Annotated in this window: 13 protein-coding genes; 3 read left to right on the plus strand and 10 right to left on the minus strand. The window is 70.4% G+C overall.

Features of this window, described 5'->3' with window-relative positions; translation table 11 throughout:
* Nucleotides 1–9 precede the first annotated feature (9 nt).
* From C0010_RS03750 to C0010_RS03795, 10 genes are all read right to left on the minus strand, one after another.
* Nucleotides 10–363, minus strand: coding sequence for an L-rhamnose mutarotase (locus C0010_RS03750; RefSeq protein ID WP_105565727.1), 354 nt, complete (start codon nucleotides 361–363; stop codon nucleotides 10–12).
* Nucleotides 360–1376, minus strand: a complete 1017-nt coding sequence (locus tag C0010_RS03755) for a Gfo/Idh/MocA family protein (protein ID WP_232531710.1) — start codon at nucleotides 1374–1376, stop codon at nucleotides 360–362. Before C0010_RS03755 ends, C0010_RS03750 begins: the two co-directional genes overlap by 4 nt.
* Before the next feature lie 170 nt (nucleotides 1377–1546).
* A complete protein-coding gene (locus C0010_RS03760; protein ID WP_105565729.1) occupies nucleotides 1547–2473 on the minus strand; it encodes a carbohydrate ABC transporter permease in 927 nt (308 codons plus the stop codon).
* Entirely contained in the window at nucleotides 2473–3426 is a 954-nt protein-coding gene (locus C0010_RS03765) for a carbohydrate ABC transporter permease (protein ID WP_105565730.1), read from the minus strand. The genes C0010_RS03760 and C0010_RS03765 overlap by 1 nt, the downstream gene beginning before the upstream one ends.
* A 96-nt stretch (nucleotides 3427–3522) precedes the next feature.
* Entirely contained in the window at nucleotides 3523–4833 is a 1311-nt protein-coding gene (locus tag C0010_RS03770; protein WP_105565731.1) for an ABC transporter substrate-binding protein, read from the minus strand.
* A 145-nt stretch (nucleotides 4834–4978) separates the two neighbouring features.
* Nucleotides 4979–5833 carry an amidohydrolase family protein gene (locus C0010_RS03775; protein WP_105565919.1) on the minus strand — a complete coding sequence of 285 codons (855 nt, stop codon included), beginning with the start codon at nucleotides 5831–5833 and terminating at the stop codon, nucleotides 4979–4981.
* A 36-nt stretch (nucleotides 5834–5869) separates the two neighbouring features.
* Nucleotides 5870–6919: a LacI family DNA-binding transcriptional regulator gene (locus C0010_RS03780; RefSeq protein WP_105565732.1), complete on the minus strand. Its 1050-nt coding sequence runs from the start codon at nucleotides 6917–6919 to the stop codon at nucleotides 5870–5872.
* Between the two features lie 11 nt (nucleotides 6920–6930).
* Entirely contained in the window at nucleotides 6931–7404 is a 474-nt protein-coding gene (locus C0010_RS03785) for a MaoC family dehydratase (protein WP_174150244.1), read from the minus strand.
* Between the two features lie 88 nt (nucleotides 7405–7492).
* Entirely contained in the window at nucleotides 7493–8620 is a 1128-nt protein-coding gene (locus C0010_RS03790) for an ABC transporter substrate-binding protein (RefSeq protein WP_105565733.1), read from the minus strand.
* Nucleotides 8617–9825 carry a CaiB/BaiF CoA transferase family protein gene (locus C0010_RS03795; RefSeq protein ID WP_105565734.1) on the minus strand — a complete coding sequence of 403 codons (1209 nt, stop codon included), beginning with the start codon at nucleotides 9823–9825 and terminating at the stop codon, nucleotides 8617–8619. Before C0010_RS03795 ends, C0010_RS03790 begins: the two co-directional genes overlap by 4 nt.
* Before the next feature lie 213 nt (nucleotides 9826–10038).
* On the opposite strand from C0010_RS03795, the gene C0010_RS03800 reads away from it, so the two are divergent.
* The 3 genes from C0010_RS03800 to C0010_RS03810 all read left to right on the plus strand — a co-directional run bounded on the left by C0010_RS03800 (nucleotide 10039) and on the right by C0010_RS03810 (nucleotide 12621).
* Nucleotides 10039–10974 carry a hypothetical protein gene (locus tag C0010_RS03800; protein WP_105565735.1) on the plus strand — a complete coding sequence of 312 codons (936 nt, stop codon included), beginning with the start codon at nucleotides 10039–10041 and terminating at the stop codon, nucleotides 10972–10974.
* Nucleotides 10975–11080: 106 nt separating this feature from the next.
* Entirely contained in the window at nucleotides 11081–11812 is a 732-nt protein-coding gene (locus C0010_RS03805) for a hypothetical protein (protein ID WP_105565736.1), read from the plus strand.
* A gap of 221 nt (nucleotides 11813–12033) precedes the next feature.
* A complete protein-coding gene (locus C0010_RS03810) occupies nucleotides 12034–12621 on the plus strand; it encodes a hypothetical protein (RefSeq protein ID WP_105565737.1) in 588 nt (195 codons plus the stop codon).
* Nucleotides 12622–12671 lie beyond the last annotated feature (50 nt).

The raw sequence follows: 12671 nt of genomic DNA on the forward strand, positions 1-12671 counted from the left end.
GACATCACCCTATGGCCGCCCGGCGGGGTCGGCGGAACCGCCGTCGTGGTGGAACACCTCGTCGATCGGCATCCACCACTCCCCGTCGGGCGTACCGGGCAGCTGTCGCTGGAGCGGCTCCTGCACCGCCCACCATTCGCGGGTCGTCGGGTCCTCCGCCATCCGTGCCATGTCACCCTCGTAGTCGTCGCCGACGTACTCGAAGTAGGAGAACAGCAGGTCGCCGTGGCGGAAGATCGAATAGTTCCGGATGCCGGCGGCCTCGATCGCCGCGAGCACACCCGGCCAGACGGCGGCGTGGTAGCGCTCGTACTCCTCGCGGTTCTCGGGCGGCAGGCCGATGACGCTGGCGACGCGCTTCATGTGATCCCCTCCGGGTCGATTCCCTCGATGTCCTCCGAACGATAGGCCGCCTCAACAACGGCCATCGTCCTCAGCACGTCGTCGACCGACGTCGGCATCTCGTCGATCTCGCCGCACGCGAAGCGCTGCAGCACGCCCATCGACCCGATGAACGCGTCGGGGAACCACGAGCCGTCGAACGGCACGTCGTGCCACCCGCCGCAGTGGCGCGCGAACTGCAGGCGGTCGGGGCCGCCCTCCGGGTAGTCGAGCAGCAGGCCCATCTGCGCACGGATCGCTCCCTCGGTGCCCTCGAACTTCACGAAGCTCTCTTCGTGCTCGCCGCCGAAGTCGTGGTCGTGGTTCGTCGAGATGACGGCGCGCAGGGGCCGGTCGCGGTAGCGCAGGATCACGCTCGAGCGCGTGGTCGCGACGTCGGGCTTCTCCGGATGCCGCACTGTCGCGGCGCTCACGCCGCTGGGCTCCCCGAAGAACGAGCGGAACAGGTCGAGGTAGTGGACCGAGTGCATCGTGAACTCGAGCCGGGGCAGCCCGAACACCTGCGGGAACATCTCCCACGGCGTCGTCACGCTCACGCGCAGCTCGGCGTCGTACACCTCGCCGATGGCACCTGCCGCGATCATCCGGCGCGCCTCGGCGATGTAGGGCGCGAAGCGCAGCTGCGTGTTCACTGCGGCGACGAGGCCGCGTCGGTCGCACAGCTCGCGCAGGGCCGCACCCTCGGCGTACGAGTGGCCGAGCGGCTTCTGGATGAGGACGGGCGCGCCCTCGGGGAGCGCCTCGAGCGTTGGAGGCACGTGCTCCGGCATCAGCGCCAGGTCATAAACGGCGTCGGCGGGCGCTGCGGCGACGGCGTCGGCCGCCGACGAGAAGACGTTCCGGATGCCGTACTCGGCCGCCAGCGCCCTGGCCTTCCCCTCATCGATGTCGACGATGCCCCAGACCGGAAAGCCCGCCTTGCGGTAGGCGGGGAGGTGCGCGTCGCGTACGATCCCGCCGGCGCCGACGATCACGATCGGACGCGGGCGCTCGGGGAGCCTCCCGTCGTAGCCCGCCCTGAGCGTGCGCTCTGGGCGTGCCCCGCCGCCCTCGGCGTCGTCCGCGCCGGCGGCTCGAGCCGCGCGGGCACCGGCGCCCCGGGCATTGCGATCCGCGCCATCCGGAATCGCCCCGCTCGACCGCATCACCCCTTCACCGCCCCGACCGTCTGACCCTTGACGAGGAAGCGCTGCGCGCCGAGGAACATCGCCATCAGCGGCAGCATCGACACGACCGTCGCGAGCGCGAGCTGCGGCAGGTAGAGCTTCACGTCGAGGCCGGCGGCCACCGTCGCGTTGAACATCGGGCTGGCGCCGATGAGCTCCTGGATGCCGATCGAGATCAGCTTGTTCTCCTGGCTCGAGGTGAGCAGCGCCAGCGGCAGGAAGAAGTTGATCCAGTTCGCGACGAACGAGAAGAACGCCACGAGCGCGATCGCCTGCTTCGCGAGAGGCACCCCGATCTGGAAGAACGTCTTCACCTCGCCGAGGCCGTCGATGCGCGCGGCCTCGAGGAGCTCGTGCGGCATCGTCGTCATGAAGTGGATGTACGCCAGGTAGACGCCGAACGGGAAGAAGCCCATGATCACCGCGACGGGCCAGAGCTGACCGATCGCGCCGATCGCGTTCACCTCGAGGAAGATCGGGATCACCAGCACGGTGTTGGGCATCACCATCGCCAGCAGTGTGACGAACAGGAACGCCTTCCGGAACCGGAACCGCAGTCGCGCGAACGCGTACCCGGCCGGGATCGCCGCGACCACCGCGATGATCGTGCCGCTCGTCGCGACCACGACCGAGTTCAGCAGCCAGCGCTGGAACACGTGCCCATCGCCCGGCCCGAACTTCGACAGCTCGTTCCAGCTGTAGACGACGTTCTCCCAGCTGAGCGCGCCGATGCCGAACAGCCCGCCCTCCCCCGAGCGCAGTCCCTCCTCGCTCTGGAAGATCAGCATCACGAAGCCGAGGATCGGCAGCAGGAAGAACGCGGCGACGACCACCATCGTCACGATTCGCCCGTAGCGGCCGGCTGACGCGGCGGCCGTGCGGTTGCGGGGTGCGGCGGTGCTCATCAGTTGCCCCTCTCGTCTTCGCCGAACAGTCCGCTCTTGCGCACGATCACCCATCCGATCGCCAGTGTGATCAGCAGCAGGATGATCGACATCGCCGCGGCCGCCGGGAAGTCGCGGTTCGTGAACGCGAAGGCGTAGCCGAGCTGCGTCGGCGCCCATTCGGGCGGTATCGCACCCGACGAGATCTGCCTCAACAGGTACGGCTCGAGGAACAGCTGGAAGCCGTACGCGATGTTCATGAGGGCGGCGTAGCCGATCCACGGCCGGATGATCGGGAGCTTCACGCGCCATGCCAGCTGCCACGCGTTCGCGCCGTCGAGCTTCGCCGCCTCGAGCACCTCCTCCGGGATGCCGTTCAGGCCGCCGTTGACGACGATGATCCAGGTGCCGACGCCCTGGAAGAAGAGCATCGCGGTCAGGATGCCCGGCATGTTGCCCGGCGTGACGACCTCTTTGAACGAGCTCGCCCCCATGCCCTGCCAGAGGAAGGCGATCGGCGAGCGCTGCGGGTCGAGCAGGTATACCCAGAGCACGAAGTTGGCGATGCCGCCGAGCGCGCCGGGGATGTAGTAGATGAAGCGCATCGCGCCGCCGAAGCGGTTCGGGCTCGCGTGCAGCAGCAGCGCGAGGCCGACGATGCCGAGCACCATGATCGGCAGCCAGATCGCCATCACGATCGCGATGTTCTGGAACGTCGACCAGAACCGGTGATCGGTGACGACCGTGACGAACGAGTCGAGGCCGCCGAATCCGGTTGTCGGGTCGACGGGCGTCGGCGCCTTCTGCAGGCTCGTGACGAACGCATACCCGATCGGGATCGCGGCGCCGATGAGGAACAGCACGGCGTAGGGCGCGAGGAGCGTCCACGCGCCGATCGCCTCGGCGCGCCTGGCGCGCGAGCGCCCCAGCGGGGCGCGCTTGTTCCCGGTCAAGAGGGTCGTGGTCTCCGACATCGATGCCGCTTCCGTGTCGTGCGTCGTGTGATTGCGGTGGTCCCGGCTCGGGATGCCCGGGCGGCATGCGCCGCGGGCATCCGGAGCGGTCGAGCCCTAATGCGTGACGGTGTAGCCGACCGATTCGGCCTGATTGGTGAGCTCTTCGCCGAAGGCCGCGATCGCGTCTTCGATGCTCCCGCCGTCGATCAGCGTCGGCGGGACGGTCTGCGTCCACACCGACCCGGTGTCGTACATCATGTAGTCGTACGGGGCGACGGCACCGAGCGACTCCTTGAACGCCGCCTGACTGCCCTCGATGTCGGCGAAGTAGCCGTCCTCCTCGACGTTCTCGAGCCACGCATCCTGCACCGGGCCGTAGCCGGGCAGGCCCGTCGACAGCTCGACCTGCCACGCAGGGTCGGTTGCGACGAACTCCATGAAGGTGATCGCGTTCTCGAGCTGCGCGCCCGTGATGTGCGACGACAGGCCCCACAGGCCGCCGCCCTCGTTGCCGGTCGTGGGCTCCGAGTCGCCCTCCCAGGCGAGCGGCGTCGTCGCCGTGATCGTCCCCTCCGGCACGCCCCAGGTGTCGCGGTAGAGGTAGTTGCCCCACCACACCGCGCCGGGGCTCATCACCATGTTCTGGCCCGCCTCGGCGGCGTCGCCGTCGAAGATGCCCTGGTTCGACAGGGCGCCCGCCTCCTGCATCTTCGCCAGCAGGTCGATCATCTTGCCGCAGCCATCGGCCTCCAGATCGATGCGCGCCTCCGTCTCGCTGACGCGCTCGTTCGTCGGGCAGTTCGCCGCCTGCAGGTAGCGGTTCACGGCGTACGCGTCGCCGAGCATGCCCGAGATCTTGCCGGGGTGCTCCTCGGCGATCGTGACGGCGAGCTCGGCGTAGCCCTCCCACGTCGTCGGCGCCTCGTAGCCGTTCTCAGCGAAGAACTTCGTGTCGTACCAGAGCACGTCGGGGGCCGCGTCGTTGCGCAGGCACCGGATCGTGCCGTCGATGTCGCAGAACGACAGCACGGCTTCGTCGTAGCCCTCGACGACATCCGGCATCAGCTCGCTCAGGTCGGCCGCGTAATTGCTGATCGAGCTCGTCGCCCACGCGATGTCGTCGTTGGTCGGGAAGAAGATCGCGTCGGGCCAGCCCTCGCCCGCCTCGTCGAAGTTCGCGAACGCCTGGCGCACCGTCTGGCCGCCCACGGTTCCGTCGATCTGGGTGATCTCGATCTCGATGTCGGGGTGGGCCTCCTTGAAGGCCTCCGCTGCCGGCACGCGGGGCGGGTCGACCCACACCGTGATGGGGCCGCCCGAGTCCGTCTGCTCGGGTGCGGCGGCCTCGCCTCCCCCGCTGGAACAGCCCGCGAGGGCAACGGTCGCGGCGAGAACGCCGCCGATCAACAGCCTGCTGGACTTCATCACACTCTCCCTTGAGTACGAGCTCTCGTGCGCTGTGGTGCCGTCGGCACCGTCGTGACGTGGGCCACGCTAGTGGAGCCGGATGCGGCAGTCAATCGTTTGAGCATAAAACGTCGGATGTTTATCCGATCGTGTCCGCGGGGCGCTACAGTCGCGCCGGATCGATGCGGTAGAACTCCGCGGCCGTGCCGCCGAGCACGCGCTCGCGCTCCGCCGGCGCGAGCGACGCGAACAGCGGGGCGAGGCCCTCCCAGACGCGGGTGTAGCCGCCGGCGAGCAGCGAGATCGGCCAGTCGCCGCCGTACATCAGGCGCTCGGGCCCGAAGACGTCGACGGCGTGATCGAACACGGGCCGGATGGCATCGGTCGTCCAGTCGCCCGGCTCGCCGACGGCCGAGTACAGACCGCTGGCCTTGCCGTACACGTTCGGGTTCTCGGCCGCCCTCGCGATCAGGCCGCGCCACGGCTGATCCGCATCCGCCCCGATCGGCGGCTTGCCGAGGTGGTCGATCACGATGCGCAGGTCGGGGTGGCGCTCGGACAGGATCGGCACGAGCTCGAGGTGCCGTGGCAGCACCGCGACGAGGTCGAAGGCGAGCCCCGCGCGCTCGAGCACCCCGAGCCCCTCGTCCACCTCGGGGCGCAGCAGCCAGTCGGCATCCGGGATGTTGTGGATCAGGTTCCGCACGCCGACCATCAGCGAGTCGCCGCGCCACGACTCGGCGATGCGGGCCGTCTCTTCGGGGCGCTCGAGCGGCGCGTAGCCGACGATCGCCGCGACCTCGGCGTGCGCGGCCGCCGACTCGCGCATCAGCCGCGTGTCTTCGACGTTGTCGGCCGACTGCACCTGCACGACGCGCTCGACGCCCGCCAGCCGCAGCTCGGGAAGCAGCTCGGGCAGCTCGATGGCGCGGTTGATCGCGCCCGGCTCGTTCTCGAGCCAGTCATAGTCAGCGCGGGCCGGATCCCACACGTGCTGGTGCGCGTCGATGACGGTCATGTCGTGCATCCTCTCGTCGTTGAGTTGGTGCGGTTCTCAGCCCCAGACGGCCGGCGGGGCCGTCGATTCCCGGATGATCAGGAGCGGCGCCGGCTCGTCGATCAGAGTCTGTTCGGGCCCGGCGGGCTCGGCGCGGGGGCCGCCCGACCGCCCGTCGCCGAGGCGGGCGACGAGGCGGCGCATGGCCGCCTGCCCCATCTCGTACTGCGGCATCCTCACGGCGGTCAGCGGGGGCCAGGTGCTCTCGGCGGTCCACGCGTCGTGGATCGTGACGATCGACAGCTCCTCCGGCACCGCGATGCCGCGGCGGCGGGCCTCGAGCAGCGCGCCGATCGCGGCGTTGACGTTCGCGACGACAACGGCGGTGGGCGGCTCGGCCGCGTCCATCACGGCGGCGAGCGCCTCGCCGCCCGCGCGGGGCACGTAGCCGATGCGGGTGACGATCGACTCGTCGAGCGCGACCCCGGCCTCGGCGAGCGCCGCGGCGTACCCGGCCTCGCGGCGCGGGGCGGTCGGGCTCGCCTCCGATCCGCCGAGGAAGCCGATGCGGCGGTGGCCGAGGCCGAGGAGGTGCCGGGTCGCGACGGCGGCGCCTTCGGCGTCGTCGAGCGCAACCGAGGCGGTGCCCTCGGGGCCGGGCGCGTTGATGACGAGAACGGGGAGCCCGCCCTCGAGCACGGGCCGAAGCGCGTCCTCATCCGGCGCGTCGCCCGGGTGCAGCAGCACGCCGTCGACGCGACCCTCCCCGATCATCCGGCGCAGCGCCTCCGGGTCTTCCTCGATGCGCTCGGCGCGCGCGAGCATCACGGTGTAGCCGTGGCGCGCCGCTTCGTCGTCGACGCCGCGCATCAGCTCGGTGAACAGCGCATTCGTCAGGTCGGGCACGATCAGGGCGACCACGTTGGTGCGCGACAGCTTGAGGGCGCGCGCCGCGTGGTTCGGGCGGTAGGAGAGCTCCTCTGCCGCGCGCAGGATGCGCTCACGGGTCTCGTCGCCGACCCTCGCATCCGGCGCGTTGCTCAGCACGCGCGAGACGGCGGAGACCGAGACGCCCGCGCGGGCGGCGACATCGCTGAGTGTGGCCATGATGCTCGATGCTACTTCGGCGCGTCGGTGTGGCCGGATGCGCGGCGATTCACCAGGTAGAGGTGGGTGAGCGCGAGGACCGTCTCGCCGCGCTGATTGCGCACCGTGACGAGCTCGTGCACGTAGCCCACGCCATCCGGGCGCTTGCGGTGCGGCGCCTTCTCAGTGATCTCCGCCGTGACGGTGATCGTGTCGCCGATGAAGACGGGGCCGATGAACCGGATGCGGTCGTAGCCGTAGCTCATCGACTGCGGGTTGATGTCGCCGGCGGTCATGCCGACGGCCATCGACAGGATGAGGGTGCCGTGCGCGATGCGCGAGCCGGCCGGCTGCGTCGCCATCCACTCGGCGTCCATGTGGTGCGGGAAGAAGTCGCCGGTCTGGCCGGCGTGCAGCACGATGTCGGCCTCCGTGACGGTGCGGCCGACCGTCGTGCGGGTCTCGCCGACCTCGTAGTCCTCGAACCAGCGGTCCTGCGTGATCATCGGATACCTCCCTCGTTTGCCGGGCCGAATCGGGTCAGCCGGCTTCTTTCGGCCGGCCTCGCGCCGCTGCGGCGCGGATGCGGAGCAGTCACGGATCCACCAGGAACTCGCCCGCGGCGCCCGACAGGCGGCGCAGCAGCTCGTCGTCGGTCATCCGCCCGCGCAGCGCGGCGTTCGTCCATTCCCCCGCGCGGCGCTGGAACTCTGGCCAACCGGGGAAGCGCGGCCGCACGCTCGCACCCTCGAGCGTCGCGCGCGTGCCACGGAAGAAGTCGAGCGTCTCGGCGTTGAGGCGGTCGTCGTCCCACGCGGCGGCGTAGCCGGGCTGGCCGCCGTTGGCGGAATAGACCCCGCGCTGCACGTCGGGCGACGCGAGCCAGATCGCGAAGGCTCGCGCCTCGTCGACATCACCCGCCGAGGCCGAGACCGCGATGCCGGCGCCGCCGATCTGCGAGCCCGCGACGCCGCGCGGGCCGCGCGGGATGTCGGCGCACCGGATGCGGTGCGCGCGGAAGCCTGCGCGCGAGTAGTTGACATAGCCGTACGCGATCGGCGAATACGCGTACCGTTCGCTCGTCGCGAGCGTCTCGGCGACGTCGATGGGGTTCTGATCGAGGTTGTCACTCGGAACCAGCTCGACGAGGCGATGCATCAGCTCGAGCGCCGCGCGGGCGGGCTCCTCCTGCAGGAACACTCCGGGCTCAGAGCCCGGCGTTGCGCCCGCGTTGGCTGCCAGCGTCACGAGGCTCGACAGTGCGTGCACCGGATTGCAGGGCCACAGCACGCGCCCCTGGCGGGCGAGAGCGAACACATCGTCCCATTCCGTCGGCGCCTCGGGCAGCAGGTCGGGGCGGACGAGGGCGACCTGCGCCGCCGAGTCGGTCGCGAGGCCCCACTGGTGCCCCGCATACGCATAGGTCGCGTGGCCGGGGCCGACGGAGTCTGCGGCGAGCGCCGCGAGCTCGTCATCGTGGCCGGCGCCGTCGAGCGGCGCGAGCGCGCTGAGCGCCACGGCCTCGGGGATGTGCGGATGGTCGAGCACGATCAGGTCGTATCGAGAGGCGAGCTCCCCGATCGGCGCCGCTTCGAAGGCGCTGAGCGGGTGCTTCTCCCACTCGACGACGACCCCCGTGGCGCGCGCGTACTCGGTCGAGGCGGCGACGACGCAGTCGTACCCCCGCGGGTGATCCCAGGTGATGCCGCGCAGCGTGGTCATCCCGCGCTCCCCTCGAACTCGGCGCGGACCGCGTCGGAGTGCTCACCCAGGCGCGGGGCGCCGCGCGGTGACGTGAGGCGCTCACCGTCGACGCGCAGCGGCGAACGGGTCGTGCGCAGCGCGCGGCCGTCGCGGCTGATCTCCTGCGTCATGGCGATCGCGTCGAAGCCTTCGTGCTCGACGAGCTCGTCGAGCGTGAGCACGGGGGCGCACCACACATCGGCGGCGTCGAGCACCGCGAGCCACTCGTCGGTCGTGCGCTCGAGGAGGCGCTCGGCGAGCGCGGCCTCGATCTCGCCTTGATGCGACCAGGCGTCATCCGGATCGGTCATGGCCACGAGCGCCGGGAGCTCGAGCAGCTCGCCGAGCTTCGGGATGGGGTTCATGGCGATCGCGAGGTAGCCGTCGCTGGTCGGGTACGTGCCGTAGGGCGCGCCGAGGAACGCGTGCGCCGAATGGGTGCCGCGGCGGTCGACCCGGATCGAGTCGTCGTTGAGCTTCGTCGTGAGCAGCTCGAACTGCAGGTCGAGCATCGACTCGAGGAGGCTCGTCTCGACGAGCCCGCCGCGGCCCGTGCGGTAGCGGCGCACGAGCAGGGCCGTGACCCCCTGCGCGATGTGGCAGCTGAGCAGGTGGTCGGCGATCGAGAGGCCGACCGGCACGGGCCCGGTCGCGTCGCCCGCGCCGTTCAGCCACGGCAGTCCGGAGATGCTCTGGGCGAGGAGGTCCTGGCCGGGGCGCGATGCCCACGGCCCGGATGTGCCGTAGCCGGTCGCGCTCGCGTAGACGATCGCGGGGTTGATCTCGCGCACCGCGTCGTAGTCGAGCCCGATGCGCTTCATCACGCCGGGGCGGAAGTTCTCGACGATGACATCGGCCCGCGCGACGAGCTCCTTCACGTACGCGAGGTCGGCGGGTCGCTTGAGGTCGGCGGCGATCGACTCCTTATTGCGGTTCATCGCGTGGAACGACATCGTGTCGCCCTCGAAGGTGCGACCGGCGAAGGCGAGGGTGCGGCCGATGTCGCCCGCGCCCGGCCGCTCGATCTTGATAACGCGCGCGCCCAGGTCGGCGAGCCGCAGGGCGGCGACGGGCCCCGCGAGGAACTGGCTGAAGTCGAGCACCAGCACGCCCTCGAGCGGGAGGTCGTTCGCGGCGGGCCGAGGCGCGGCGGGCGCCGGGTCGACGCCGGTGTGGTCGGGCATCTCGTCTCCTTCGACCGTGCTCAAACGTTTGTTCACACCATAGCCGTATCCGGTCGAGACGCGCAATGAGTTCCGAAGAGGCACCGTGCGCCCACGCGCGACGGACATCGGGCCAGCGGCGAGACCGGCCCGATGCCGACGTCACCGCTTTTCCAGGAATCAGGCGCGGGGTGCAGGATGGAGCGGCGAGTGCACACCGACGCGAGGAGCCCCATGGCCGAGACGGACGAGCCCCCGATGATCGTCGAGGCGGAGCTGCGAGCCGCGATCGCCGCGGAACTCGTCGCGGTCGCGCCGGCAGGGTGGGTGCGCATCGTCCTGTCTGCGGCCAGCGTCGGCGGGGTCACGGACGCGCTCGTGACGGCCGAGCTCGCGGGCGCCGACGACCGGTCGCTCGCCGCGCCATCCGGCACCGCGATTCCGCTCTCCAGGCTGCGCCGGGCGCTGTACCGGCGGGATCGAGGCACGTGGTTCTCGATGGAGCTCGTCGTGGGGAGCGATGGCAGCGCCGAGGCGAAGTACGACTACGACAACCCTCCGCGCGACTTCGCCGCCCTCGTGCCGCGCCTGTGGCTCGCCGATCAGCAGCGGTTCCCGCGGTCCCCCGAGCACCGGCCCGACTGGCTGCACGCGAAGCTCATGGCGCTCGGCTCCGGCCGAACTCCTCCGGTGGGCTCATCACTCGTGGACGACACCCTGACGGAAGCGGCCCGTTTCGGTGAGAGGCTCGCGTTCGGCACGGGCCTGATGCCGAGCAGGCCGCTTCGTGACAGGATCGTCGAGCTCTCGGACGGCGAGGTCGGCTACGCCGTGATCCCGACCGAAGGCGGGTTCGAACTGCAGTTCGCCAGTCGCGGAACGCCCGCATCCGTGGCGTTCGCCACGCGCCTCGACGATGCGATGCGGCTGATGGCGGCCGACCTGTATCCGGCGGGCTCGGCGGCATGCACTCCCGACGCCCTCCCGCCGCATGTCCGCTTCGAGACGACGCCGAGGGACGTCTCGGTGTCCTGGACCGACGACGAGGGCCGAGCGCGCACCGTCCGCGTGTGGGGGCTCTCGATGCCCGGGGCGAAGGCCGTGCGCGTAGCGCTGTGGGCGGAGACGGGCCTCGACGAGATCGGCGACGTGGTGGGGGCGCCGCGATGAGCCGTCCCGCCCAAATCGTGCGATCTTCCGCCGATACGGACCAGCACCGTGCGCGCCGGTGGACAGTGCTCGAACACTCGATCTCGGCATCGCAAGGAGTTCGTGAATGAGCGATCACACCCGTGAACCGGCGATCGTCGCGCAAGGAGATCTCGTCGACGAGATCAGTCGTCATCTGGTCGCAGCTGTCGAACCGGGCTGGGAGCGACTCGTGCTCCACGCCGAGATGACCGCTGTCGTGGAGGACACGCGATTCGAGATCACGCGTGGTGGAACGACTCAGCTCGATTTCGCGCCGGATGAGGTCGACGGGCCTCTCGAGCGCCTGCGTGCGGTGATGTACGTAGACGGCAAGGGCACGTGGTTCACGGCCGATATCACCGTGACGGCCCCGGCGAGCGTCGCAGCGTCGTTCGACTTCGACGGTGAGCCCGTTTTCGAGCCCGCGGGTGTCGACGCGGGCGTGTTCGTCGCAGACCAGAAGAGGTTCCCGCGTTCGCCCGAGAACCGCCCCGACTGGTTGCGGGCGAAGCTCGCGGAGGCCGGTGACGAGGACGAGGCACCGGATCTCAATCGCCTGGTGGCGGTCGGGACGGAGCTCTGGCGGCGGATGGCTCCCGCAGACGCGCCGCTTGCGCATCGCGAGGTTCCTGCGATCGGAGGCGTCGCGGTGTCGCATGCCGTGCGCGGCGGCGGCACGATCTACGTCGGCGCTGACGAGGGTGCGCTGTTCGCATCGTCGACCGCGACGGAGGAAGAATCGATCGAGGCCTTCAGTTCCGGGCGGCGTACGCCGTTGGAGCACTTCCGCCCGGCCGATCCGCGAGGCCGCCGCTGACGACCTGGCCCGCGAATCGCGATCCCTCGCCCGCAGTTCAGTTCGCTCACGCGGCGACGCCCGGGCAGGCACCGATCTCGACCGCATCGCCGAGGCGGCGCTGCCTTCCCGATGATTGAGCTGCTGGCGCGGAGGGCCCCGGACGCGAGGGTGAGGGGGGAGGAACGGCCGGAGACCTTCGCTACGCTGAGCCGACATACCCCATCCGGAGGAGTTCGACCGTGCAGGAGATCGAGCGAGCCTATCTGCAGGCGCAGCCGCAGCGATTCCGCCAGGTCGCGGATCCGAAGAGGCGCCGGGGGTTCGCAATCGCGGCCGCGATCTTCCTGATCGCGGCGCTCGCAATCGCGCTCAGCGCGCCTGCGCTCTGGGAGCACTTCAGCAACCTCCCCGAAGCGCGCAATCTGCGCCGCCCGTGGTTGAACGGTTCCGGGGGCGCGCTCTTCGGCATCGTGCTCATCGGCGCGTTCTGCCTCTTCTTCGGGCTCTTCTGCACCTGGTTCGCGGTGGCGAAGTCCACGTCGTGGGTCGACTCCCAGACCGGATCGCGCCTGCACAACGGCCGCGTGGCACGGTTCTCCGATCACTCCGCCTTCGACAGGTACGCGGCGCAGCTGCGCGACGGCACCCTGCCCGAGATCCCGGAGATCTCGGGGCAGGTCGGAAGCGGCAAGATGATCCTGCAGTCGATGGAGGATCGCGAGGCGCACCGCGTGCACATCTGGCTCGAGACGAAGGACGGCCGTACCGCCCACGCCGAGCTCGACGGCGCGGCCTGGGAGCGCCTGTCGCGCGGCCGCACGGCATAACGGCGACGCAGCGCCCTATCCTCGTCCGCGGGTGGAAGATGATCGCGTGA

Source organism: Microbacterium halophytorum, from assembly GCF_002970975.1.
In the GTDB taxonomy this organism is placed as follows: domain Bacteria; phylum Actinomycetota; class Actinomycetes; order Actinomycetales; family Microbacteriaceae; genus Microbacterium; species Microbacterium halophytorum.